Annotated in this window: 25 protein-coding genes; 8 read left to right on the top strand and 17 right to left on the bottom strand. The window is 52.6% G+C overall.

Translation table 11 applies throughout. The features are described from left to right. Positions 1-170: 170 nt before the first annotated feature. Positions 171-1,277, bottom strand: coding sequence for an aspartate-semialdehyde dehydrogenase (gene asd, locus N0B36_RS18500; RefSeq protein ID WP_016154818.1), 1,107 nt, complete (start codon positions 1,275-1,277; stop codon positions 171-173). Between the two features lie 191 nt (positions 1,278-1,468). On the opposite strand from asd, the gene yhgN reads away from it, so the two are divergent. Further along, on the top strand, positions 1,469-2,062 hold the full coding sequence (gene yhgN, locus N0B36_RS18495) for an NAAT family transporter YhgN (protein ID WP_003023480.1): 594 nt from the start codon (positions 1,469-1,471) through the stop codon (positions 2,060-2,062). Between the two features lie 238 nt (positions 2,063-2,300). On the opposite strand, the gene gntU is transcribed toward yhgN, so the two are convergent. The 5 genes from gntU to N0B36_RS18470 form a co-directional block, all read right to left on the bottom strand. Then, positions 2,301-3,641, bottom strand: coding sequence for a gluconate transporter (gene gntU, locus N0B36_RS18490; RefSeq protein WP_016154820.1), 1,341 nt, complete (start codon positions 3,639-3,641; stop codon positions 2,301-2,303). After that, the gene (gntK, locus tag N0B36_RS18485) at positions 3,641-4,171 is read right to left on the bottom strand and encodes a gluconokinase (RefSeq protein ID WP_003023475.1); all 531 of its coding nucleotides are present in this window, start codon (positions 4,169-4,171) and stop codon (positions 3,641-3,643) included. Before gntK ends, gntU begins: the two co-directional genes overlap by 1 nt. Before the next feature lie 141 nt (positions 4,172-4,312). After that, positions 4,313-5,308 (bottom strand): gluconate operon transcriptional repressor GntR, encoded by a 996-nt coding sequence (gene gntR / locus N0B36_RS18480; RefSeq protein ID WP_016157654.1) that lies wholly within the window; start codon positions 5,306-5,308, stop codon positions 4,313-4,315. Positions 5,309-5,531: 223 nt separating this feature from the next. After that, positions 5,532-6,227: a quercetin 2,3-dioxygenase gene (gene yhhW / locus N0B36_RS18475; RefSeq protein WP_016154822.1), complete on the bottom strand. Its 696-nt coding sequence runs from the start codon at positions 6,225-6,227 to the stop codon at positions 5,532-5,534. Between the two features lie 123 nt (positions 6,228-6,350). Further along, positions 6,351-7,388 (bottom strand): oxidoreductase, encoded by a 1,038-nt coding sequence (locus N0B36_RS18470; RefSeq protein WP_259688791.1) that lies wholly within the window; start codon positions 7,386-7,388, stop codon positions 6,351-6,353. Between the two features lie 457 nt (positions 7,389-7,845). Here N0B36_RS18470 and yhhY point away from each other — a divergent pair, with 457 nt between their 5' ends. The 6 genes from yhhY to N0B36_RS18440 all read left to right on the top strand — a co-directional run bounded on the left by yhhY (position 7,846) and on the right by N0B36_RS18440 (position 13,637). After that, positions 7,846-8,334 (top strand): N-acetyltransferase, encoded by a 489-nt coding sequence (gene yhhY / locus N0B36_RS18465; RefSeq protein WP_019078130.1) that lies wholly within the window; start codon positions 7,846-7,848, stop codon positions 8,332-8,334. A 46-nt stretch (positions 8,335-8,380) separates the two neighbouring features. Further along, positions 8,381-9,265 carry a hypothetical protein gene (locus tag N0B36_RS18460; protein ID WP_259688790.1) on the top strand — a complete coding sequence of 295 codons (885 nt, stop codon included), beginning with the start codon at positions 8,381-8,383 and terminating at the stop codon, positions 9,263-9,265. 324 nt (positions 9,266-9,589) lie between these two features. Further along, positions 9,590-10,804, top strand: a complete 1,215-nt coding sequence (locus N0B36_RS18455) for a PfkB family carbohydrate kinase (RefSeq protein WP_049283108.1) — start codon at positions 9,590-9,592, stop codon at positions 10,802-10,804. Between the two features lie 15 nt (positions 10,805-10,819). Next, the gene (locus tag N0B36_RS18450; RefSeq protein WP_141875793.1) at positions 10,820-11,581 is read left to right on the top strand and encodes a glutamine amidotransferase; all 762 of its coding nucleotides are present in this window, start codon (positions 10,820-10,822) and stop codon (positions 11,579-11,581) included. A 53-nt stretch (positions 11,582-11,634) separates the two neighbouring features. Further along, positions 11,635-12,606, top strand: a complete 972-nt coding sequence (locus tag N0B36_RS18445) for a DMT family transporter (RefSeq protein ID WP_049283110.1) — start codon at positions 11,635-11,637, stop codon at positions 12,604-12,606. Further along, on the top strand, positions 12,603-13,637 hold the full coding sequence (locus tag N0B36_RS18440; RefSeq protein ID WP_259688789.1) for a phosphotriesterase: 1,035 nt from the start codon (positions 12,603-12,605) through the stop codon (positions 13,635-13,637). The genes N0B36_RS18445 and N0B36_RS18440 overlap by 4 nt, the downstream gene beginning before the upstream one ends. Positions 13,638-13,681: 44 nt before the next feature. Here N0B36_RS18440 and ggt read toward each other — a convergent pair whose 3' ends face one another. Continuing rightward, positions 13,682-15,427, bottom strand: a complete 1,746-nt coding sequence (gene ggt / locus N0B36_RS18435) for a gamma-glutamyltransferase (RefSeq protein WP_259688788.1) — start codon at positions 15,425-15,427, stop codon at positions 13,682-13,684. A 118-nt stretch (positions 15,428-15,545) separates the two neighbouring features. On the opposite strand from ggt, the gene N0B36_RS18430 reads away from it, so the two are divergent. After that, positions 15,546-15,986 carry a DUF2756 family protein gene (locus N0B36_RS18430; RefSeq protein WP_181547171.1) on the top strand — a complete coding sequence of 147 codons (441 nt, stop codon included), beginning with the start codon at positions 15,546-15,548 and terminating at the stop codon, positions 15,984-15,986. Here N0B36_RS18430 and ugpQ read toward each other — a convergent pair. The 10 genes from ugpQ to livH form a co-directional block, all read right to left on the bottom strand. Next, positions 15,983-16,726 carry a glycerophosphodiester phosphodiesterase gene (ugpQ, locus tag N0B36_RS18425; RefSeq protein ID WP_200108440.1) on the bottom strand — a complete coding sequence of 248 codons (744 nt, stop codon included), beginning with the start codon at positions 16,724-16,726 and terminating at the stop codon, positions 15,983-15,985. The two genes, N0B36_RS18430 and ugpQ, sit on opposite strands and share 4 nt — an antisense overlap. Next, positions 16,723-17,793, bottom strand: coding sequence for a sn-glycerol-3-phosphate import ATP-binding protein UgpC (locus N0B36_RS18420; RefSeq protein WP_141875791.1), 1,071 nt, complete (start codon positions 17,791-17,793; stop codon positions 16,723-16,725). Before N0B36_RS18420 ends, ugpQ begins: the two co-directional genes overlap by 4 nt. 2 nt (positions 17,794-17,795) lie before the next feature. Further along, a complete protein-coding gene (ugpE, locus tag N0B36_RS18415; RefSeq protein ID WP_003023450.1) occupies positions 17,796-18,641 on the bottom strand; it encodes a sn-glycerol-3-phosphate ABC transporter permease UgpE in 846 nt (281 codons plus the stop codon). Beyond that, positions 18,638-19,525: a sn-glycerol-3-phosphate ABC transporter permease UgpA gene (gene ugpA, locus N0B36_RS18410; RefSeq protein WP_016154830.1), complete on the bottom strand. Its 888-nt coding sequence runs from the start codon at positions 19,523-19,525 to the stop codon at positions 18,638-18,640. Before ugpA ends, ugpE begins: the two co-directional genes overlap by 4 nt. Before the next feature lie 112 nt (positions 19,526-19,637). Then, positions 19,638-20,954, bottom strand: coding sequence for a sn-glycerol-3-phosphate ABC transporter substrate-binding protein UgpB (gene ugpB / locus N0B36_RS18405; RefSeq protein WP_103928711.1), 1,317 nt, complete (start codon positions 20,952-20,954; stop codon positions 19,638-19,640). A gap of 248 nt (positions 20,955-21,202) precedes the next feature. Then, complete coding sequence (locus N0B36_RS18400; protein WP_046274511.1) at positions 21,203-21,484, bottom strand: hypothetical protein; 282 nt, start codon at positions 21,482-21,484, stop codon at positions 21,203-21,205. Positions 21,485-21,585: 101 nt separating this feature from the next. Further along, positions 21,586-22,299, bottom strand: coding sequence for a high-affinity branched-chain amino acid ABC transporter ATP-binding protein LivF (gene livF / locus N0B36_RS18395; protein ID WP_085951092.1), 714 nt, complete (start codon positions 22,297-22,299; stop codon positions 21,586-21,588). 17 nt (positions 22,300-22,316) lie between these two features. Further along, entirely contained in the window at positions 22,317-23,084 is a 768-nt protein-coding gene (gene livG, locus N0B36_RS18390; protein WP_003023438.1) for a high-affinity branched-chain amino acid ABC transporter ATP-binding protein LivG, read from the bottom strand. After that, entirely contained in the window at positions 23,081-24,358 is a 1,278-nt protein-coding gene (gene livM / locus N0B36_RS18385; protein ID WP_016157662.1) for a branched chain amino acid ABC transporter permease LivM, read from the bottom strand. The genes livG and livM overlap by 4 nt, the downstream gene beginning before the upstream one ends. Further along, positions 24,355-25,281, bottom strand: a complete 927-nt coding sequence (livH, locus tag N0B36_RS18380; protein ID WP_003023435.1) for a high-affinity branched-chain amino acid ABC transporter permease LivH — start codon at positions 25,279-25,281, stop codon at positions 24,355-24,357. The genes livM and livH overlap by 4 nt, the downstream gene beginning before the upstream one ends. Positions 25,282-25,339 lie beyond the last annotated feature (58 nt).

Here is a 25,339-nt window from a genome sequence, read left to right as displayed (position 1 = left end):
AAAAATGAAACATCTGCGCTTACTCCTGTATTACGCAAAAAAATGGGTGACTCAGCACCCATTGTTAAAACACGCAATCACTCTGCCGGAGAGCCGTATTGACTGATCCGGCCAGGTGGTTCGCGTCGTTTGTAGGCCTGATAAACATGGCGTCATCAGGCCGTCCCACATTACGCCAACTGACGCAGCATACGGCGCAATGGCTCTGCAGCACCCCACAGCAACTGGTCGCCCACGGTAAAGGCTGACAGGAACTCCGGTCCCATATTCAGCTTACGCAGACGGCCTACTGGCGTGGTCAGCGTGCCGGTAACGGCCGCCGGGGTTAACTCACGCATGGTGATATCCCGATCGTTTGGCACGACTTTGGCCCACGGATTGTGCGCTGCCAGCAGTTCTTCCACGGTCGGAATAGACACATCTTTTTTCAGTTTAATGGTGAACGCCTGGCTGTGGCAGCGCAGCGCACCGACGCGCACGCACAGACCATCAACCGGGATCACGGAAGAGGTGTTAAGAATTTTGTTGGTTTCAGCCTGTCCCTTCCACTCTTCGCGGCTCTGACCGTTATCAAGTTGTTTGTCGATCCACGGAATCAGGCTACCGGCCAACGGTACGCCAAAGTTATCAACCGGCAGTTCACCGCTGCGGGACAGGGTCGTCACTTTACGTTCGATATCGAGAATAGCAGAGGAAGGGGTTGCCAGTTCATCGGCCACATGGCCATACAGATGACCCATCTGGGACAGCAGTTCGCGCATATGGCGCGCGCCGCCGCCGGAGGCCGCCTGATAGGTCGCCACAGAAACCCAGTCAACCAGGTCATTGGCAAACAGGCCACCGAGGGACATCAGCATCAGGCTAACGGTACAGTTACCGCCGACAAAGGTCTTAATACCTTTGTTCAGGCCGTCAGTGATGACATCCTGGTTAACCGGATCGAGAATGATGATGGCATCGTCTTTCATACGCAGCGAAGAGGCCGCGTCAATCCAGTAACCCTGCCAACCGCTTTCACGAAGCTTTGGATAGATTTCGTTGGTATAATCGCCGCCCTGACAGGTCACGATGATATCGAGCGCCTTCAGCGCATCCAGATCAAAAGCGTCCTGAAGCGTGCCGGTCGTGGTTCCACCGAATGTCGGTGCCGCCTGCCCGAGCTGGGAAGTAGAAAAGAAAACAGGGCGAATGGCGTCGAAGTCACGCTCCTCAACCATGCGTTGCATGAGAACAGAGCCGACCATACCGCGCCAGCCGATAAAACCAACATTTTTCATAGCGTTTTTTTCCTGCAGAGATGTGTGCTGTGTATGCTAACCAGTATCCTACTGGCCTATCCTTCACCATACAAAAAGCAGCCAAAGTCGCAAGTGAAATTAATCAATGATAGCGAAGCCATCAGTAATGCGACTTATCCCGCTGCGCAAGCAAGCAGAAAGTCCGCAGTAATTATCAGGGAATTTGAGTTATGAATGAAATCATTTCAGCGGCAGTTTTATTGATCCTTATTATGGATCCGCTCGGAAATCTGCCCATTTTCATGTCCGTATTGAAACATACCGAACCAAAACGCCGCCGCGCGATTATGATTCGCGAGCTGTTCATTGCGCTGTTGGTGATGCTGATATTCCTGTTTGCTGGCGAGAAAATACTGGCATTTCTTAACCTGCGCGCGGAAACCGTTTCGATCTCCGGGGGCATCATTTTGTTCCTGATCGCCATTAAGATGATTTTTCCCAGCGCCACCGGGAATAGCACCGGGCTTCCGGCAGGCGAAGAGCCGTTTATCGTGCCACTGGCGATCCCGTTGGTAGCCGGTCCGACAATCCTGGCTTCATTAATGCTGTTATCACATCAGTATCCGAACCAGATGGGGCATCTGGTGATTGCGCTGCTGATCGCCTGGGGTGGTACTTTTGTGATTTTGCTGCAGTCTTCGCTGTTTTTACGCCTGCTGGGCGAGAAAGGGGTGAACGCACTGGAGCGCCTGATGGGGCTGATTCTGGTGATGATGGCTACCCAGATGTTCCTCGACGGCGTAAGGATGTGGATGAAGGGGTAATCTCTCCTTTTTGGCTCAGATAGCATGTTACCCGGAGAACAGTTCCGTTCACGTCATGCTAATTACTTCTCTGAGATCTCGTCACCAGTGAACGTGTTAAGGGGGCTACGCAGCCCCCTTAACAATCCAGGCTCTCCGGCAGGAAAATCGCCGCGCATCCTTGCGCTTACCCGGCCTACGGTGTGGATGTGTGCTCGTTTCCAGGCCCGGTAAGCGCAAGCGCCGCCGGGTAATGCCATCAGCTCAACAGCTGAAAGGCAATCATACCGACAATCGCACCGACCGTGCCGAGGATGGTTTCCATCATCGTCCAGGTCTTCAGCGTTTGCGCTTCGGTCGCACCGGTAAATTTACCGAATAACCAGAAACCGGCGTCGTTAACGTGGCTGACCACGATAGAGCCGCCCGCGATACAGATAGACAGTGCCGCCATCTGGGCACCGGAGTAGTTCAGTTGCTCAATCACCGGCATCACCAGACCGACCGCCGTTAAGCAGGCCACAGTCGCGGAACCCTGAATGATACGCACCGCCGCCGCCAGCACGAAGCAGGTGATGGCAATCGGCAAGCCCATACCGGTTAACGCTTCGCCCAGCGCCGGACCGACGCCAGAATCAACCAGAACCTGTTTGAACACACCGCCCGCACCAATCACCAGCAGAATAATCCCCGCCGGCTGCAGCGCATGACCACAGATCTCCATCACGCGGTCTTTTGGCATGCCCTGGCGCACCGCCAGACCGTAAATCGCCACCAGACAGGCAACCAGAATCGCGGTAAACGGGTGACCGATAAACTCGAACCATTCATAGGTTGTAGAACCGACCGGAACAAAGCGTGCGGCGATGGTTTTCAGCCCCACCAGAACCAGCGGCAGCAGGATAAGCGATAAGCTGAAGCCAAAGGATGGCATTTTGCCTTCGCCCAGATGCGGCTCGGAAATATCTTCCGGTACGTGCAGCTCGACGTAACGGCTGATGAAATTCCCCCACAGCGGCCCGGCGATAATCATGCCCGGAATCGCGGCACACAGGCCAATCAGGATCATCCAGCCAAAGTCGGCGTGCATCTGAGAGGCCAGCAGCATCGGCGCAGGCCCAGGCAGCAGAAATGCCGCAGCAGCCGCTACGCCCGCAAACAGCGGGATCACAAGCTTAACCAGGTTTGTCCCCGTATGGCGCGCCATTGAGAATGCCACGCTAATCAGCAGCACAATCGCCACCTCAAAGAATAGCGGCAGCGCGCAAATCAGACCGGCCAGGCCAATCGCATAATGTGCGCGGCTGTGACCGAAGGATTTCAGCATTTTGACGGCAATCTGATCGACAGCTCCGGTCTCATGCAAAATCTTGCCGAACATCGCCCCCAGCGCCACAACAATCGCCAGGAAACCGAGCGTGCCTCCCATTCCTTTTTCCATGGTCGCCGCGATTTTATCGAGCGGCATACCGGAAAAGAGACCTGCACCAATGGATACCACCATCAAAGCAACGAAGGCGTGCATACGCGCCTTCATCACTAAAAACAGCAGTAATAAAACGGACCCTACTGCTGTTAAAACAAGCGTTAATGTACTCACTACTTACTGCCCTGGTTAATAACCTCAATGGTGCTGGCGACCACACCGTCCAGTGGTTGATCGATATCGACCACCAGTACATCGTTTTCATTCGCACCCGGTTCTTCCAGCGCTTCAAACTGGGTTACCAGCATCTGCGTTTTGAAGAAGTGGCCTTTACGCGCTTTCAGGCGGCTTTCGATAACGTCAAAATCCCCTTTCAGATAGATGAAAGAGAGGTTCGGGTTACCGTCGCGTAGCTGGTCGCGGTAGACTTTTTTCAGGGCGGAACAGACGATCAGCGAAACCTTGTTGGTACGCTGCATCGCAAAGGCGGCGTCATTCAACGCCTGTAACCACGGTTTGCGGTCGTCATCGTTGAGTGGCTCACCGGAAGCCATTTTCATGATGTTGCTGCGCGGATGGAGAAAATCGCCATCAAGAAACGCGGCCTGCAGTTGATGCGCCACTTCGCTGGCGACAGCAGATTTACCGCTGCCCGATACGCCCATCAGAACGTAAACGTGGTGATCATGATTAGTCGTGCTCAAAGCGTTGCCCCCACTGGTACAAGAATCAGGAAATTGTTACGGGTAACTGTTATCGGTAACATTGTCCAGCCGGATAAATAGAGAAGCAATATCCATTCGTGCTCGAAGTGTATAAGTGTGAGCTACTTCAAACTTGTTGGCTTAAATAGATCCGCCCGGTGACAAGGTGAAACCTAAATCTAACATTTTAGGTGTGACGGCTTCACCGCGGATGCGCGCCAGCAGACGTTCTGCGCCAATGCTGCCCATGCGTTCACGCGGCGTGAGCACGCTCGCCAGACGCGGCTCCATCACCTGCCCGATGTCGTGACCGTGGAATCCGGCAATCGCCATGTCATCAGGGATTTTCAGCCCTAAACGCTGGCATTCGAAGGCCGCCCCTACCGCCAGGTCATCGTTGGTACAAAAGACACCATCGAGCTGCGGGTATTCACGCCGCGCCTGACGGATAAGTTCAATACCGGAGGAGTAGGAAGAGGACTGCTCCACCATCACGCTGTACGGCACCAGGTCGGCATCGCGCATTGCCTGCTCGTAGCCTCTCTGTTTGATGATAGTACGTTCATCAAGGCGTGCGCCAAGATAGGCAACATGACGGTGCCCGCGGGCGATGATAGCGGCTGTCATCTGACGCGCGGCTTCGAAGTTGTCGAATCCCACGGCAATATCAAGACACGGGGACTGGCTGTCCATCAGCTCAACCACCGGGATACCGGCAACCTCAATCATTTTCAGCGTACGGGGCGTATGGCTACGTTCGGTGAGGATCAGGCCATCAATATTCCACGACAGCATCGATTCCAGACGCTCTTGTTCCATCTCAGGCTTATAGCCGTAGTGCGCCAGCATGGTTTGATAACCATGAGCGTCAGTGACAGCCTCAATGCCGCGTAGCACTTCAGCAAAAACCTGGTTAGTGAGAGACGGTAACAGCACGCCGATAGCGCGGCTGGTAGCGTTAGAAAGGATATCAGGAGCGCGATTGGGAATATAACCCAGCTCATCAAGTGCAGCGGCAATTTTGCCCCGCAGCGCCACGGAGACCTGCTCCGGGTTACGCAAAAAGCGGCTGACCGTCATTTTGGTCACGCCCACGCGGTCGGCTACATCCTGAAGTACGGGTCTTTTCTTTTTCATCGTCCTGAAGCGTTAAAAAGGGATAGATTCCCCCAGTTTACCACGGACGTGCGTGAACCTTCGCAGAGAAAAAAAGGAGTTTTTTATTGTGAGAAATACACAAAATCATTCGAGTTGCATCAAGGTGGCGACGCAGTAAATCCCCGGGAGCGTACATTAAGTACGCGACCGGGGTGAGCGAGGAAAGCCAACACAGATGCGGCTTTAAGCATGCCGTGTATTTTTATACTGGCGGCAGATCAAACAACAACACTTCGCTGTCGCTGTCGGCATGAATAGAAATGGCCTGCTCATCCCAGATTGCCAGACCATCGCTGGTGGTCGCTTTGGTCCCGTTAATTGTCACGTTACCTTTTACTACCTGGATCCAGACGCGGCGTTCAGCGGCAATCTGATGCACCGACTGCTCATCTTTGATCAGTGCCCAACGGTAAAGCTCCATATCCTGGTACACTTTCAGCGAGCCATCACGGGCATCCGGCGACAGCACCAGTTGTTTACCCTGAGCGGCATCAAAACGGCGCTGCTCATAGCGTGGGGTAATACCGTTTTCCTGCGGCATGATCCAAATCTGATACAGATGCAGCTTCTCAGTATTGCTCGGGTTGTACTCCGAGTGACGGATCCCCGTCCCGGCGCTCATTATCTGGAACTCACCGGCCGGAACCTGTTCTTTGTTCCCCATGCTGTCCTGATGTTCCACCGCGCCTTCCAGCACGTAAGTCAGGATTTCCATGTCTTTATGGGGATGAGTACCAAAGCCCTGACCTGCGTCGATCACGTCATCGTTAATCACGCGCAGTGCCGAGAACCCCATAAAGTTTGGGTCATAGTAGTTGGCAAAAGAGAAGGTATGCCAGGAATCGAGCCAGCCATGATTAGCGTGGCCACGGTCATTAGCTTTGCGTAAGTAGATCATTGTGTTCACCCCCAGATGTTTTCGATGGAGTAAGTGTGGACTCAATCCGCCGGGGATCATAGAGGGTGAAAATTGACTCCTCTGTTCAAAAAAAATGAACAAGCCCAGAGGAGTCTGCGCAAGCTATTTGGCGAGAGTTATCGTCGCCGGAGAAGCCTGTTCAAAGGCGCGTTCGAGGAGTTCCAGGTTGGTAAGAACTTCAGATTCCTTGACGTAATTAGGCGTACCGGCTGTCAGCGTCTGGTAAAGCGCATCATAGACGCGACCATAGTCCCCCACTTCCGGCTGCACCTCTTCTTTTACCGTCAGGCCGTCATCGTTAACGTACTCCAGCATCCCAATGGAATCGTCAGCAGCGAAACCTGGCTCACCAGGCATGATATTGGCCTTCAGGCTGGTTTCCTGCTGGTCGATGCCGTACTTCACAAACGAGCCTTTGGTACCGTGAACGATAAACTTCGGATAGTCGATTTTCACCAAGTGACTGGTTTTAACAATGCCTTTCAGAGAGCCGTAGAACAGCTGCGCTTCAAAGGTATCGTCCGGATTCGCTTTGTTGCGCAGGCTGCGGATGTCATAGGCCACGCAATCGGGACGACCGAACAGCGAGATAATCTGATCCATGGTGTGTACGCCCAGACCATAGAATGCGCCGTCCTGCGGCAGTCCCGGCTTGGTTTCCGCCACGGGGCGGTAGTAATCGAAATGGCTTTCAACCTCAACAATTTCACCGAGCTTGCCGCTCTCAATCGCTTTTTTAGCGGTGAGGAAGCAGGAATCAAAACGACGGTTCTGATATGGCGTAACGGTCAGCCCTTTGCTTTGCGCCAGTTCGAACAGTGCTTTTGCTTGCGCAAGCGTCGGCGTGAAGGGTTTCTCAACCAGCACGTTTTTACCCGCTTCCAGCGCGCGTTTGGCGTATTCAAAATGGCTGTCAGCATGGGTACAGACGATCACCAGCTTCACCTGCGGATCGTTTAAGATCTCGTCAAGGTCACTGGTGAAGTGAATATGTGAATATTGTGGCGCCTGCTCTTCCGGCTTGGCGTGGCGGCGAAAAATGTGCGCGACATGCCAGCTATCTTTGCGGTTGAGGACGTACGGCAAATGGTAGCGAGTGGTGCTTTTACCAAAACCAATAAATGCGCAGTGTAAGGTCATGAGACGATCCTTTCGAAGGTGATTGTCTACACCATAGCGCAAAGCGGCTGGAGACTGAATGTTGGATTCTTTGCCGGATGGCGCTTGAACTGCACCACAGGGCGACAGGATCGGCCGTCGGCGTCGCAGGCAGTTTGTTCACGGCAAGCGCGCAGGGCCCGGAGCGTACTAAATGTACGTGAGGAGCACGAGCACTTCCCGGGGACGAAATGGCAAGTAAGCCAGGCAGACACAAAACCTCAAAAAAAAAAGCCAGCAAAAGCTGGCTAAAGTAATACTGGAAGCAATGTGAGCAATGTCGTGCTTTCAGGTTCTCCGTAGGGGTTCCCCTGAACGCAGAGCAATAATAATCATTCTCATTCGCACTTGTCTACTTCTTTTTGCAAAAAAATGCAGTTGACGGAATTTTCTTTCTCAGCGAGTGTAAATACACAATTAACCCTGCTGGAGATAAGGAATGAGTGAGATAGTGATACGCCACGCTGAACCGAAAGATTACGACGCAATTCGTCAGATCCACGCCCAGCCGGAGGTGTACCACAACACGCTACAGGTTCCTCATCCTTCCCTCGAGATGTGGCAAGCGAGGCTAACCGAGCAAGCCGGGGTCAAACAACTGGTTGCCTGCATTGACGATATCGTCGTGGGGCATCTCTGTATTGAGGTCGCGCAACGCCCGCGCCGCAGCCACGTGGCTGATTTTGGTATCTGCGTGGATGCACGGTGGCACAATCGCGGCGTTGCCAGCGCGTTGATTCGCACGATGATCGACATGTGCGACAACTGGCTGCGCGTCGAGCGTATTGAGCTAACGGTATTTGTTGATAATGAGCCGGCCGTGGCGGTGTATAAGAAATACGGCTTTGAAATCGAAGGCACAGGTAAGAAATACGGCCTGCGCAACGGTGAATACGTTGATGCCTACTTTATGGCGCGCGTGAAATAAAATTAAGGGCGAGTCTTATCACCCTTCTTATTGAAAGGACGCAAGAGTGAAAAAGTACCTTCTCCTGGTGTTGCTGGCAGCACTCTCCCCTGCTTTCGCCACTACCGTACAAAATCTCGATTCCGTGCCCAGCGCTATTCAACACCCGGAAGGTAAACAGATTTTTGCTGAGCAAATGGCGGGAGCAACCCCTGCCAAAGGATTTGGCGAGCTTCCACAGGGATTATCTGAGAACGCGTGGATTGCCTGGGTTGCGCCGAATGAAGATCCTGACAACCTGATCCTCACGGGTGCCAAAGCCTGGGGCAAAGACGGCAAATATATCGGTGTCGCCTGTTTCGCCGACAATCCGGCCGACGCCGGGCAGGCAAAGAAATACGCGGATAACAACTGTCCGGAAAACTACAGCAACGGGCACGCCAATAAATTATATCTCGGCGTTTTTTCCTGGCAGAACCAACAGCTAACGCCGATTGCACGCTCGGAAAAACCATTAAACCAACTCTCTGAGTGGAATAAAACCGCCGAAAAAGAGAGCGATGATGAGTCCGTCAGACCGCTGGCCTATTATACAAAACTGGATCTGGCACCGTACCGGATCGCACCCGATACGCTGGCGTTTGGGGTGCGCGGTGGATACTCTGAGGCGTATTCGGGCGGCGGCGCATTTTATGAAGTGCTGGAGCTCTATGCGATCAAAGACAACAGGATAATCAACGTGTATTCCGACCTTGTTTATCAATATACGGACATCGCCGGAGAGTGGAATAAAGACGGTACAAGACAGCGCGACATCAGCGAAAGTAAATATATCCTCAAAATGCGTTCGGCAAAAACGCACGGGTTTTATGATTTAGAGAGAGTAAACCTGCAGGATAAAAGCAGCCAAATATTCCGCTGGTCTGAATCGCTGCAGCGATATGCGCCATAACCAACCAATAAGGCCGACATCGTTCCGAACGCTGTAGGCCATTATCCTTTATATCTCGCCGTTAAATTCAGGAGCGGAAGCGCTATCCGGCCCTGGCATAGAGTTTTTGATTGCAGTCCATCGTTTCCCCCGCCGTCATGTTCAGGCCTAACAACCACCTGAATTATATGGTTATTCACCTTTTTATCTTCATCGCTATTTTTCGTAACGTTAATAATATTAATATTACATTTTTGTTTTTTTTTGGTTTCTGCCATCACTTTATGGTGACAATCACAACAATATGCTTCTCCTGGGACTAACTTAACCACGGTGAGGTAAAAAATGAAATTTGAACGCCATCATAGAATATTGAAAGAAATCAGTATTTCGGGAGTTGTAAAAGTTTCAAATCTGGCGAAAAGTCTCAAGGTAACAAAAGAAACCATTCGCTCAGATCTCAATGAACTTGCCGGACAGGGATATCTCACTCGCTGTCATGGTGGTGCATTTATTACCCTTGATTCTCTTGATAACGTTGCAAAAAACGAAATTGCTTATGTGCTGGAAAAATATGAGTCAGCGCAGAAAATAAAAAAAGGTCTCTCTGCCATGAAAAATAATGTATGTGTTATTGGCTCGTTCAATGTTGATATTATCAGTTACCTACCGAGACTACCCTCGACAGGAGAATCATTACTTGCCGATAAATTTATTTTTTCGCCAGGCGGTAAAGGATGTAATCAAGCATTAGCGGCAAGCTATGCCGATTCTGATGTGCATTTTATTACTAAAGTAGGGTCAGACCATTTTAGTGATTACGCCATTAATTTTATAAACTCATCAAAAATCCATAAAAGTGTAATCTACCAGACCAAAGAAACACAAACTGGTACAGCTACCATCATGGTGAATGGAGATACCGGGGATAACGTCATCGCTATCTATCCCGGTGCTAATATGACAATTTCACCTGATGAAATCACCATACAAAAAGAAGCCATTATTCATTCAGATATTGTTCTTGTACAACTGGAGACAAATTACGAGGCGCTTCAGCAAACAATTCGTCTCGCACAAAAAAATGACATACCGGTAATTATCAATCCAGCGCCATACAATGAAATGGTCAATACCATCATTGATGACATTGATTATATTACGCCAAATGAAACCGAAGCTGGTCTCCTGGCAAATATGTCCGTCAATGATATTGAGTCAGCCAAATGTGCAGCGAAGATTATTCATCAGAAAGGTGTAAAAAATACCATTATTACTTTAGGTAGCAAAGGATCTCTCGCTTATGACGGAACGCAATTCATCTATTCTCCGGCATTCCCGGCAGTTGTAAAAAACACCGCAGGAGCTGGCGACGCCTTCAATGGCGCACTCGCATCTGGCCTTGCTAAAGGAAAATCACTGGCATCCGCATTATGCTACGCCAGCGCATTCGCCTCGCTTGCTGTTGAAACACCCAATGCCTCTGACATGCCAGAAAACGAATCCGTTCTACATCGCATTCAGAGTTCACATTACAAACAAACTATCTCAACTCACTAAATCAAGGAGCAGACTATGAACAATACGCAGAAAAAACTAAAGGTGCTCTTTATTGGAGAATCCTGGCATATTCACATGATTCATTCAAAAGGTTATGACAGCTTTACCTCCAGTAAATATGAAGAAGGCGCTACATGGTTACTGGAATGCTTAAAGAAAGGTGGTGTGGAAATTGATTACATGCCTGCTCACACCGTACAAATCGCATTTCCAGAAAGCATTGATGAACTAAACCGTTATGATGCCATTGTCATTAGCGATATCGGCAGCAATACATTCCTGTTGCAAAACGAGACATTCTATCAGCTCAAAATAAAGCCAAATGCTCTGGAATCAATTAAAGAGTACGTCAAAAATGGTGGTGGTCTGCTTATGATTGGCGGCTATCTGTCATTTATGGGTATTGAGGCAAAGGCCAATTACAAGAACACCATTCTTGCCGAGGTCTTGCCAGTTATTATGCTTGACGGCGATGACCGAGTAGAAAAACCAGAGGGTATCTACGCTGAGGCTGTCTCGCCTGAACATCCTGTTGTAGACAGATTCTCAGACTACCCGATATTTCTTGGATATAACCAGGTTGTCGCCAGAGAAGATGCTGATGTCGTATTAACAATAAATAATGACCCACTGTTAGTGTTCGGTAAATACCAACAGGGTAAAACCGCCTGTTTTATGAGTGACTGTTCGCCGCACTGGGGAACTCAGCAATTCATGTCCTGGCCGTTTTATACCGACCTGTGGGTTAACACGCTTCAATTCATCGCCAGAAAATAAAAAACAATGGAGTAACGAAAGTTACTCCTTTTATAAAATATAAGGATTGATGTATGAACAAGAATAAGTACTCAACCCCCTTACTGATGCTTGCAACCATCTTAGCCGGTATGCTTTCCCCAATGCAGTCTGCCGTTAATGGGCAATTGGGACACTGGTTGCAGGATGGTAATGCTTGCGCAGTAATCTCTTTCGCCAGCGGTCTGGTCGTCATGTTTTTTATTATTATTGCGCGTAAAGAAACACGCCATCAATTCGCGTCGATCCCTACGCTGATTAAAAAGCGGAAAATCCCCTTGTGGAATTGGTTTGCCGGGTTATGCGGGGCGATGGTCGTATTTTCTGAAGGCGCATCAGCCAGCGCGTTAGGCGTTGCCACTTTTCAAACTGCATTAATTTCCGCCCTGCTCCTTTCCGGCCTGCTGTGCGACCGTTTTGGCGTCGGTGTGGATGAGAAGAAATATTTCACGCCATGGCGCGTTACTGGCGCATTGTTCGCTGTTATTGCCACGATTTTTGTCGTGTCGCCACAGTGGCACTCAACCTCGTTTATCCTGCTGGCTATCCTTCCATTTTTGGCAGGATTACTCGCTGGCTGGCAGCCTGCGGGGAATGCCAAAGTCGCCGAGGCAACGGGATCCATGCTGGTTTCCATTACCTGGAACTTCATCGTCGGCTTTTGTGTCCTGGGTGCTGCGCTGGCGATACGTGTCGCATTAGGGCATGTCACCGTCCAGTTACCCGATACGTGGTGGATGTATCTCGGTGGCCCGCTGGGTCTGCTGTCCATCGGGCTGATGGCGATTCTGGTCAGAGGCTTAGGACTATTAATGCTGGGTGTCGCTTCTACCGCGGGTCAGTTACTGGGATCGGTGTTGATTGATGAGTTAATCCCATCATTAGGCAATACGGTCTATCTGGTCACCATCATCGGTACATTATTCGCGTTAGTAGGTGCAATTGTTACCACCATCCCCGAATACAGAGCATCCAAAATGGCGAAAAAAATGGAGGTGTCAGGATGAAAGGCTTCCTGCAAACCGTAACGGGCCTAGTGGCACACTCAGAAATGGGTCTGACGCTACCGCATGAGCACCTGTTTAACGATTTGTCATCCGTTGTTGACGAGCCACAGTATGCTTTTTCACAGCAGTTGGTGGGAAAGAAAGTCAGTGCTGACCTGCAGTGGGGACTGAAACACGACCCGTACTGCTGCGCCGATAACATGGACAGAAAAGAGATTGATGATGTCATCTTTGAAATCAATAACTTCATGTCACTGGGAGGCAGGACGATTGTCGACGCGACGGGTTCTGAATCTATTGGTCGGGACGCCACTTCATTGCGGGAAGTGGCATTAAAAACTGGTTTGAATATCGTTGCTTCTTCAGGACCTTATCTGGAAAAGTTTGAAAGCGCCAGGATCCACAAACCTGTCGAGTTATTAGCCTCACTTATTGATAAGGAACTGAATCAGGGGATTGGCGAGACGGATATTCGCGCCGGTATGATCGGTGAAATTGGCGTATCACCCGCTTTTACCCAAGCTGAGCGCAACAGCCTGCGCGCGGCGTCTCTGGCACAACGTAATAATCCCCATACGGCAATGAATATCCATATGCCAGGATGGCTGCGGCTGGGTGATGAGGTACTGGATATTGTCCTTGAAGAGATGAACGTCTCTCCGGCAAAAGTTTCGCTGGCGCACTCAGACCCTTCAGGAAAGGATGTTGCCTATCAACGTAAAATGCTTGACCGCGGCGTATGGCTTGAATTTGACATGATTGGTCTGGACATTACTTTCCCCAAAGAAGGTATCGCCCCAGGTGTTCAGGACACCGCAGATGCGGTAGCAAATCTGATTGAACTGGGTTACGCCGACCAGATCGTATTAAGCCATGATGTTTTTCTCAAACAGATGTGGGCAAAAAATGGGGGGAATGGTTGGGGATTTGTCCCAAATGTTTTCCTCGCCTATCTGGCTGCCCGTGGCGTAGATAACGATACTCTTCGCAAGCTCTGTATTGATAATCCGGCGCGGTTACTCACGGCGTAACTAACATATAGCCCGGCGCCTGATGCCGGGCTATTAATCAACAATCAGTAACCCGCCGTTAAATCATCCACGGAACGCGGGTCGGACGCGCCATACAGTGCGCCATCCGGTCCAACCATAATGCTCTGCGTGCTGCCCATCGCTTCTTTCAGCGCCACTTTCTGTCCTTTTTGCTCCAGCAGTTTGATTGTATCCGGGCTGAAGCCCTTCTCAATACGAAGCTCATCAGGCAACCACTGATGATGGAAGCGCGGTGCGTTGGTCGCTTCGGCGACGTTCATCCCGAAATCAATGCTGTTGACCACCATTTGCAGCACAGTAGTGATAATTCGACTCCCGCCTGGGCTGCCGGTAACCAGCCAGGTTTTCCCATCTTTTACCACGATAGTCGGCGACATAGATGACAGCGGACGCTTCTTCGGTCCGACCGCGTTGGCATCGCCGCCTACCAGACCGTATACGTTCGGTACGCCCGGCTTGGCAGAGAAGTCGTCCATTTCATTATTGAGCAGAATGCCAGTGTTACCCGCCACAATACCGGTCCCGAAGGTGGTATTCAGGGTATAGGTCACCGCCACGGCATTGCCGTCTTTATCCACCACCGAGAAGTGAGTGGTCTGATTGCTTTCATACGGAGCGAGCTTGCCAGGTTTAATCTGGCTGGAAGGCTTAGCCTTGTTGATATCAATCTGATCGGCAAGCGTTTTAGCATAGGCTTTGTTGGTCAATGCCTGCCACGGCACTTTCACAAAATCGGGATCGCCCAGATACTCCGAGCGGTCAGCGTAGGCATACTTCTCCGCTTCAGCCATGACCTGCATGGCGTCGGCGCTGCCAAATCCGTATTTCTTCATATCAAAGTTTTCAAGAATATTGAGGATCTGCACGATGTGAATACCGCCAGAGGAGGGCGGCGGCATGGAGAAGACCTGATACCCGCGATAGTCACCGCTAATCGGCGTACGCTCCACGGCTTTATAGCTGGCTAAGTCCTCTTTGGTCATCAGCCCGCCGTTCTTCTGCATTTCCCCGGCGATCTGATCGGCAATAGCCCCTTTATAAAACGCATCCGGGCCGCTTTCGGCAATCGTTTCCAGGCTTTTCGCCAGGTTCTTTTGCACCAGCTTATCGCCTTTTTTCAGTGGCTCGCCGTCTTTCCAGAAAATGGCTTTGCTGTTCTCGTGATTAGGGAGCACTTCACTGCCATAGGTTTTCAGATCGTCGGCCAGTGCGTCATTAACCACAAAACCCTCTTCCGCCAGCTTCATCGCCGGACGTACCACTTTGTTCAGCGGCATCGTGCCGTATTTCTCCAGCGCCAGCGAGAAACCCGCGACGGTACCCGGCGTACCGGATGCCAGATGCGACGTCAGCGACTTTTTCGCATCGGCGTTGCCCTGCTCATCAAGGAACATGTCGCGGGTCGCGCCAGCAGGGGCCATTTCGCGAAAATCAATCGCCGTGGTGTTACCGTCTTTGGTACGCAGCAGCATAAAACCGCCACCGCCCAGATTGCCCGCCTGGGGATGCGTCACCGCCAGCGCGTAGCCAACGGCCACGGCGGCATCGACGGCATTCCCACCCTGTTTAAGAATATCCACCCCCACTTGGGTGGCAAGCGCATCCACGGAGGCCACCATCCCCTGCTGCGCGCGCACGGGATGGAACACATCCTCCTCAACACCGTATGATACCGGCGGCGGTGCAGCCGGAGCGGCAGCAACGCTAAAACAACTTCCTGAGAGCAGAGCAGCAATGGCTACCCGGCGTAAAAACGTCGGTTTTATCATCGTTATTCTCCAGATGTATGGGGGTCAGCCCCCACTAAGCCTGGTGCATAACTCTGAAATAATCATCGTAACGGCGAGAAAGGAGTAAACTTAAGAGATCCCCGAGAGGAGAAAAGCGATGAAACGACTCTTACTTTTAGCCATGCTGTTGCCGTTTGCAGGCTTTGCACAGCCCATCAACACCATGAATAACCCGAATCAACCCGGTTATCAGATCCCGAGCCAGCAGCGTATGCAAACCCAAATGCAATCGCAGCAGATTCAGCAGAAAGGGATGCTCAATCAGCAGTTGCAAACGCAGACGCGTATGCAACAACAGCATATGGAAAACCAAATCAATACCAACTCCCAGCGCGTCCTTCAGTCTCAGCCTGGCGAGTTTAATTCCAGCCAGCAGCAAATGCTGCCCAACAGCAACGGTGGGATGTTAAGTGGACCCCGTAACCCGGACAGCTCGCTGAATAAGCAACATATGCTGTCGGAGAAAAAGAACGGCGACATGCTGAAGCCCTCCAGCACGCCGCAGCCTAACGTTCCGTTAAAAACAATTGGGCCTTAACAGGGCTGGAAATCCGGACCAATCGTATCAATGGCATCGGTACAGATGCAGTCCACTCCCCAGCGTAGCAGTTCCGCCGCGCGCTGGGGTCGGTTGACGGTATACACCAGAATACGCAGTCCTGCGTCGCGCAGCGCATCCACGCGCGCTTCATCCAGCAGCTTGTGGTTAAGATGAATAGAGACGCAGCCCAGCCGCGTTGTCAGCTCACGCCAGTCCTCGCGCCACTCATCAAGCAGTAAGCCTCTCGGCAGTTCAGGCGCCGCCTGCTGCGCCGCTTCAAGCGCGTCAATTTCAAAGGATGACAACAGCGGTGGTGTCATTCCCGCCCACAGTTCCCGAGCGGCCAGCGCTACGGCTTTGCCGGTTAACGTTCCGGTGCCGGTGGTGGGTTTAATTTCAATATTCGCCATCATACTGTGCTGACGGCAGCGCTCGGCCACTTGCGAGAGCAGCGGTAGCGGTTCACCTTTAAACTCACCGCTAAACCAGCCGCCGGCGTCCACGCGCAATAAATCCTGCCAATTCAGCTCGCCTGCCACACCCCAACCATTGCTGGTGCGTTCCAGGTTGTCGTCATGCAGCAAGAAGATCTCACCGTCTTTCGACAATTTAGCGTCAAACTCAATCATGGTATGCCCGTATCGCGCCCCCATGTCGATCGCCGCCAGGGTGTTTTCCGGTGCCAGCTTACCGCCGCCGCGATGGGCGACGATATGGGGGTAAGGCCAGTTACTCATACGCGTTGTCCTGTTTCGCCATCAAAAAGATGCAGATGATTTTCCGGCAGATGCAGCCACAGCGTGCTGCCTGCCGTCGGGCGATGCTGATGCGCCAGTCGCACCACCAGCTTTTGCTCACCCCAACGTCCGTGTGCCAGGTTATCCGCTCCCAGCATTTCCAGCGTGTCGACGACCAACGGCACGCCGCCTTCGGCCTGCGAGCTTAGCGCAATATGCTCCGGGCGGATACCCAACGTCATGTTACGCCCACCAGACTCCCTCGCGCTTCTGCCGAGGGGCAACGTCATGCCGTCATCCAGCTCAAAATGGGTGCCCGAGGCGCTGATGCGCCCGTCCAGCAGATTCATCGCCGGGCTGCCGATAAAACTCGCCACAAAGCGGCTGGCAGGCTTTTCATATACCTCAACCGGCGTGCCGATCTGCTCGGCAATGCCTTTGTTCATCACCATCACCCGCTGGGCGAGGGTCATCGCTTCTACCTGATCGTGCGTCACATACAGTGAGGTGGTTTTCAGTCGGCGATGCAGATGTTGTAACTCCAGACGCATCTGTACGCGCAGCTTGGCATCGAGGTTAGACAGCGGCTCATCAAACAGGAATACCGCTGGGTCACGGACAATCGCCCGCCCCATCGCCACACGCTGGCGCTGACCGCCAGAAAGCTCGCGCGGACGACGCTTGAGCAGTTCACCCAGCTCGAGAATTCGCGCCGCCTCTTTCACCCGTTCGGCAATATGCTCCTTGCCCATCCCACGGATTTTCAGCCCCCAGGCCATATTTTCTTCCACGCTCATATGTGGGTAGAGCGCGTAGTTCTGAAAGACCATCGCAATGCCGCGATCCTTAGGCTCCATTTCGGTGACGCGTTTATTATTAATCCAGATATCGCCGCCGCTCACCCGTTCAAGCCCGGCCACCATCCGTAGCAGCGTTGACTTACCGCAGCCGGATGGGCCAACCATCACGATAAATTCTCCGTCCGCGACATCCAGCGTCAGCGGTTTAATCACCTGGGTTTTGCCGTCCCAGCTTTTGGTTACTGCCTGTAGTTTTAAACCAGCCATTTTTATTTCTCACTATCGACCAGGCCACGTACGAAGGCACGCTGCATGGCTAACACGATGATTACCGGAGGGATGAGCGTCAGCAGCATGGCTGCCATTACCTGATTCCACTGCGTGGTGCCTTCACCAGTAGCAATCATGCCTTTGATACCTGCCACCGCAGTGCCCAAATTGACATCGGTAATAATTAACAACGGCCACAAATACTGGTTCCAGCCGTAGATAAAGGTGATCACAAACAGCGCCGCCAGATTGGTTTTTGACAGCGGTAGTACAATATCGCGGAAAAAACGCATCGGTGACGCGCCGTCAATACGCGCCGCCTCAACCAGTTCATCCGGCAGGGTCATAAAAAACTGCCGGAACAGGAACGTCGCAGTCGCCGATGCCATTAACGGCAGCGTCAGACCCGCATAGCTGTCGAGCATTTTCAGGTTGGCGATCACTTCCACCGTCGGGAAAATACGCACCTCGACCGGCAGCATCAGCGTGATAAAAATCATCCAGAAGAACAGGTTACGCAGTGGAAAGCGGAACCAAACGATGGCGAATGCGGAGAGCATAGAGACGGTGATTTTCCCTACCGTAATACTGAACGCCATGATGAAACTGTTGAGCATCATCAGCCAGAACGGCGCGCTGTTAACGCCCACGCCGTTGACCCAGATGTATTTCATGTTTTCCAGCAGCTGTGTGCCGGGAACCAGCGTCATCGGCGTTTCAAAGACTGCTTTGTTATCCAGCGTCGCCGCAACAAACGCGACGTACAGCGGAAACAGGATCACCATGATCCCCATAATCAACATGGCATGGCTGAATATTGTCAGCCCACGACGATTCTCAATCATTGGTAACGTACCTTACTTTCCACATAGCGGAACTGCACCACCGTCAAAATAATGACCAGGAACATCAGCACTACCGATTGGGCGGCCGAGGCGGAGAGATCCAGCCCGACAAAGCCTTCGCGATAGATCTTATAAATCAACGTAGTGGTCGCCTGTACCGGCCCACCCGCCGTAGCGGCATCGATCACCGGAAAGGTATCAAAGAAGGCATAAACCAGATTCACCACCAGCAGAAAGAAGCTGACCGGTGCAATCAGCGGCAGCGCCAGCTTAAAGAAGCGGCGAACCGGTCCCGCACCATCAATCGCGGCGGCTTCAATCAGCGACCGCGGAATAGACTGTAGTGCGGCAAAGAAGAACAGAAAGTTGTAACTAATCTGCTTCCAGACCGACGCAAACACCACCAGAAACATCGCCTGACCGCTGTTTTGCGCATGGTTCCAGTCATAGCCAAACTCACCGAGAAAATGGGTAATCAGCCCGCGCCCTGGGTTAAACAGGAAGATCCACAATACGGCGGCGACGGCGGGCGCGACGGCGTAAGGCAACAGCATCAGCGTCTGGTAAAAACGGCTGCCGCGCACCACGTAATTCACCAGCGCCGCAAAAAATAACGACACCAGCAAACCGCTTACCGTGACTAATGTACTGAACTTAATGGTGGTCCAGAATGAATCAAGGTAGTACGGGTCATGAAACAGCGCGATAAAGTTTTCCAGTCCGACAAACTGGCTAGAAAGACCAAACGGATCAACGGATTGTAGTGAGTACCACAGCGCTTCACCGGCGGGCCAGATAAAGAAAATAACGGTGATAACCAACTGCGGGGCCACCAGCAAATAGGGAAGCCAGCGCGAGCGGAACACCGGACGGGATGAAGACATGTAGGTTCTTTTCCTGGAAGGTGCCAGATTGCGGTGCAAACACCGTATCCGGCCTACAAACTACACGCATTTGTAGGCCGGGTAAGTCGCAGCCGCCACCCGGCATTTCACATTACGATTTAGTCGATTGCTCAAAGCGGCGCAGTAACTGATTGCCACGCTCAACGGCAGCATCCAGCGCCTGCTGCGGGGTTTTCTTCCCGGTCCAGACGCTTTCCAGTTCTTCATCTACGATGGTGCGGATCTGCGGCATGTTGCCCAGACGCAACCCTTTGGTGAACGGCAACGGTGGCTTGTTCAGCATCTGGCGGGTGGCGATATCAGCCCCAGGATTCTTATCATAGAAGCCCTGCTCGCGGGTCAAGTCGTACGCGGCGGTGGTAATGGGCAGGTAGCCGGTCTTCTGGTGCCATTCGGCAGCAACTTCAGGCTTCGCCAGGAAGTTGAGGAACTGCGCCACGCCTTCGTAGGTTGCTTTGTCTTTACCCTGCATCACCCACAGGCTGGCTCCCCCGATAATCGCGTTCTGCGGCGCGCCCTTCACATCAGCATCGTACGGCATCATGCCGACGCCATAGTTGAATTTGGCGTAGTGGCGGATGTCAGCCAGAGAACCGGAAGAGGCGGTGGTAATGGCACAATCCCCGTTATAGAACTTCTCGGTAGACTCGTCTTTACGCCCGAAGTAGCTGAAATCCCCTTTTTTGTTCAACTCTTCCAGCAGGGCGATATGTTTCACCTGTTCCGGTTTATTGAATTCCAGCACCGCGTCAGTACCGTCAAAGCCATTGTTTTTGGTGGCCACCGGCAGACCATTCCAGGCGCTGAAGTTTTCAATCTGAATCCATCCCTGCCAGCCGCTGGCGTAGCCGCACTTCATGCCTGCTGCTTTCAGCTTCGCGGTGTATTCCGCCAGATCCTGCCAGGTTTTTGGCGGCTGCTCAGGGTCTAAACCGGCTTTTTTGAAGGCATCTTTGTTGTAGTACAGCACCGGCGTGGAGCTGTTAAACGGCTGGGAGAGTAAGTGTCCGCTTTTAGAGTCGGTGTAATAACCGGAAACCGTCGGCACGAACTGAGACTCATCGAAGTTAATACCAGCCTCTTTGAATACTTCATAGACCGGTTTAATGGCTTTCGAGGCCATCATCGTTGCCGTGCCCACTTCATAAACCTGCAGTAGCGCAGGTGCGTTTCCGGTACGGAAAGCCGCAATACCTGCGCTCAGGCTCTGCTCGTAGTTGCCTTTGTACTGCGGAACAATTTTGTAGTCGGGATTGGCGGCATTAAAACGTTGCGCCAGTGAATCAACTTCTTTACCCAGTTCACCTTCCATTGAGTGCCAGAACGGGATAGTGGTGACGGCCAGAGCCTGACCTGCAAACGCCAGGCTAAGTGCCAGTCCTAAAGCTGTATGTCGTAACGATATCATCGGTTATCTCTCTTGTTGTGCCGGATGCGCGATATCACGCGTTTTATGCTCGCGGGGGTAACATGACATGCTCGAATGACAGAAAAATAACTTTTTTATTACAAAAAAAAGATAGTAAGGCGACAAACAGATGGCAAGGCGGTGAAAGCGTAGTGACAGGAAAATGCGGGGTGGTGCACAACAAAGCCGGGTAACGCTATGTCTTACCCGGCCAGGATGACGTTATCTGTTGCAGCCAGCAAGGAACATTAATCTTTACGCCAGCGTCGTTCATATTCATTCTGTAAACGCTGCTGTTCCCGCCGCTCTCGTTCGCGCTGAATATCCGATTTCTCATCTTCCCAGCCCGGGCAGACAGAGGTGGTGAACACTTCACAGGGCGAGCTGGACTGGGCTAACGAGTTGTCCGGTTTCTCTTCCCAGATTGAAGGGTCGCGCGGGTCGAACGCTGGCGGTGTTAAGGCCAGGGTATTTGATGAAAGCGTCCAAAACAAACCGCCAATCATCATGCAGATACCGGAACGTATCATCCTTTCTCCATGTTCACTTTTATTATTGATAACTATTCTCAATAATAACATAGAGCAATAAAAAGGGGCCATATCAGGCCCCCTTGTCCATTCAGAGAATGTTAACCGCCCAGATACGCGCTGCGCACTGCTTCATTAGCCAGTAACGCATCACCGGTGTCTTCAAGCACCACATGACCGTTTTCCAGCACGTAGCCGCGATCGGCGAGCTTCAGCGCCTGGTTAGCGTTCTGTTCGACGAGGAAGATTGTCATCCCCTGCTCGCGCAGTTGTTCGATGGTGTTGAAGATCTGCTGGATGATAATCGGCGCCAGACCCAGCGACGGCTCATCAAGCAGCAGCAGCCGCGGCTGACTCATCAGCGCACGGCCTATCGCCAGCATCTGCTGTTCACCGCCGGACATCGTGCCCGCACGCTGAATTCGACGTTCATGCAGGCGGGGAAACAAGTCATACACCCACTTGATGCGTTCCTGAAACTGGTCCTTTTCGGCAAAGAAGCCGCCCATCGCCAGGTTCTCTTCCACCGTCATGCGGGAAAACACGCGACGCCCTTCCGGAACAATCGCTACCGCTTCGCGCATGATTTTCGCCGTCTGCCAGTCGGTAATGTCTTTACCATCAAAGACAATTCGCCCACTTGTCGCTCGCGGATCGCCGCACAGCGTACCAAGCAGCGTGGTTTTTCCCGCACCGTTGGCGCCGATAAGCGTCACGATTTCACCCTGATTGATATACAAGCTGACGTCGTGCAGCGCCTGTATCTTGCCGTAGTGGGCGCTGACTTTGTCAAAGGACAACATGACTTTTTCCATATTATGCGTCACCACCATTATGCTTCACCTAAATAGGCGCGGATCACATCCGGGTTGTTACGAATCTGTTCCGGCGTCCCGTTCGCCAGCGGCGTGCCCTGATTCACCACGTAAATACGGTCGGAAATACCCATCACCAGCTTCATGTCGTGCTCAATCAACAAAATGGTGGTGTTGTGATGGTTACGCAGTTCAGCAATCAGCTCGTCCAGCTCTTTGGTCTCTTTCGGGTTGAGGCCTGCGGCGGGTTCGTCGAGCATCAGGATTTCCGGCTGGGTCACCATGCAACGTGCAATCTCCAGACGGCGCTGGTCGCCGTAGGCCAGGTTACTGGCCTGACGGTTGGCGTGCTCCAGCAAACCAATACGCTCCAGCCAGGTGGCGGCGCGATCCAACGCTTCACTCTGCGCGCGACGGAACGACGGGGTTTTCAACAGGCCGGAGAAGACGCCGGTTTTCAGCTGCTGATGTTGCGCCACCAGCAGGTTTTCAATCACCGTCATCTCGCGAAACAGACGCACGTGCTGGAAAGTACGCACCACACCCATCCGCGCAATTTGCTGACCCGGCAGCCCTTCCAGATGCTGGTCGCGCAGCTTAATCGTCCCACCCGTCGGCTTATAAAAACCGGTCAGGCAGTTAAAGACCGTGGTTTTTCCCGCGCCGTTTGGCCCGATTAACGAGACGATCTCCTGTGGTCTCAGCTCCAGTTCAACGTTGTTTACCGCCAGCAGACCGCCGAAGCGCATCATCAGGCCGTTGACGGATAATAATGGCTGACTCATGCCTGCTCTCCTTTTGCTTCCCCGTTTTTCAGCTTCAACTGCGGACGGGTCATCGGCAACAAGCCTTGCGGACGCCAGATCATCATCAGTACCATTAAACCACCCAGCATTAACATGCTGTATTCATTGAAATCACGCATCAGCTCGCGTGACACCACCAGCAGGATGGCCGCGAGGATCACTGCAAACTGTGAGCCCATTCCGCCCAGTACTACAATCGCCAGCACAAAGGCCGACTCGGCAAAGGTGAAGGATTCCGGGCTGACAAAACCCTGACGAGCGGCAAACAACGTACCGGCAAAACCGGCAAACGCGGCGCTGATGGTAAAAGCGGTCAGCTTGATACGCGTAGGGTTTAAGCCCAGCGAGCGACAGGCAATTTCATCTTCGCGCAGCGCTTCCCACGCACGACCCAACGGCATACGCAGCAGACGGTTGATGACAAACAGCGAGAAGACCACCAGCAGCAGCGCCACCAGATAAAGGAAAATCACGCGGTCAGAGGGATCGTACTTCACGTTAAAGAAGTTGCTGAAGGTATCCCAGCCACCTTCACGGGCAGTACGGCTGAACTCCAGACCGAAAAAGGTCGGTTTCGGGATCTGGCTGATACCGTTCGGACCACCGGTCACTTCGGTGTTGTTGAGCAGCAGGATACGGACGATTTCGCCGAAGCCTAAAGTCACAATCGCCAGATAGTCACCGCGCAGGCGCAGTACCGGGAAGCCGAGCATAAAGCCCGCAGCAGCGGAAACCAGCCCCGCCAGCGGCAGACAGGTCCAGAAGCCGAGTCCGTAATAGTGGTTCAGCAGCGCGAAGGTGTAAGCACCGATGGCATAGAAGCCGCCGTAACCCAGCACCAGCAGACCGGAAAGCCCTACCACCACGTTTAAGCCGAGGCCGAGGATGATATAAATCATCGTCAGCGTGGCAATATCAACCGTACCGCGCGACACCATAAACGGCCACGCCACGGCAATCACCAGCAGCGCGACCAGGAATAGCTTCTGTTTAACGGTGGAGCCATCAATCGCCGGCAGAATAAACTTCGGTCCGGAGACGCTCTTCAGGCCCTTCTGGAAAGCTGGACGCAACAGTTGGAAGAGAAAGACCACGCCAGTGCCGATAAACACCCACTGCCAGCGGATATCCGCGGCGCTATCCACCACCAGTTTGGTGCCGTCAAGCTCCAACTGGACGCCCATAAAGACGCCCGCCAGGATGAAGAACATAGCGGCAGAGAGCAGCGCCATTGCAAAATGCATCGGTTTCATACTTTCTCTACCTCCGGGCGACCCAGAATACCGGTCGGCATCACCAGCAGCACCAGAATCAGCAGCGCGAATGAAACCACGTCTTTGTATTCGGTACTCAGATAAGCAGAGGAGAGCGCTTCCGCGACCCCCAGAATCAGACCGCCGATCATCGCCCCAGGAATGCTGCCGATGCCGCCCAGTACCGCCGCGGTAAAGGCTTTCATCCCGGCCATAAAGCCGATATAGGGGTTAATTACGCCGTAGAACTGGCCGAGCAGTACGCCCGCTACCGCCGCCATTGCCGCGCCAATCACAAAGGTCAGCGCAATCACACGATCGGTATTTATGCCGAGCAGGCTGGCCATTTTCAGGTCTTCCGCGCAGGCACGGCAGGCACGGCCCATACGGGAGTAACGGATAAACAGCGTCAGCGCCAGCATCGCCAGGAAGGTTACAATCCAGATAACCAGCTGCATAGTGGTGATGGAAGCAGAGAAGTTTTCGCTACTGCCGACGGTCCACTGGCCGTTAAACAGGCTGGGCAGCGCCACATCGCGCGAACCTTCCGTCAGGCTGACGTAGTTTTGCAGGAAGATGGACATCCCGATAGCGGAAATCAGCGCGATCAGGCGCTTAGAGCTGCGCACGGGCCGATACGCTACGCGTTCAATGCTCCAGCCGTAGGCGCTGGCAATCACAATCGCGCCGACAAAGCCCGCCGCGACCAGTAGCCAGCTGGAATCAATACCCATCATCATTAGCGCAGCGATGATCATAAAGGAGACATAGCTGCCGATCATATACACCTCGCCGTGGGCGAAGTTGATCATGCCGATAATGCCGTACACCATCGTGTAACCGATAGCGATCAGCGCGTAGGTGCTTCCCAGCGTGACGCCGTTAAACATCTGCTGCAAGAAATAGAGGAACTGCTCGGACATAAGGTAACCTTTCTTAACCCGCCCGTTTTGCACGGGCGGTGGGATAACTCGTCTTCAG

This window comes from Citrobacter sp. XY323, assembly GCF_025106035.1.
GTDB classification, from domain to species: domain Bacteria; phylum Pseudomonadota; class Gammaproteobacteria; order Enterobacterales; family Enterobacteriaceae; genus Citrobacter; species Citrobacter braakii.
The sequence above is the reverse complement of the archived record's forward strand: the minus strand, read 5'-3'. Positions and strand labels throughout refer to the sequence as shown.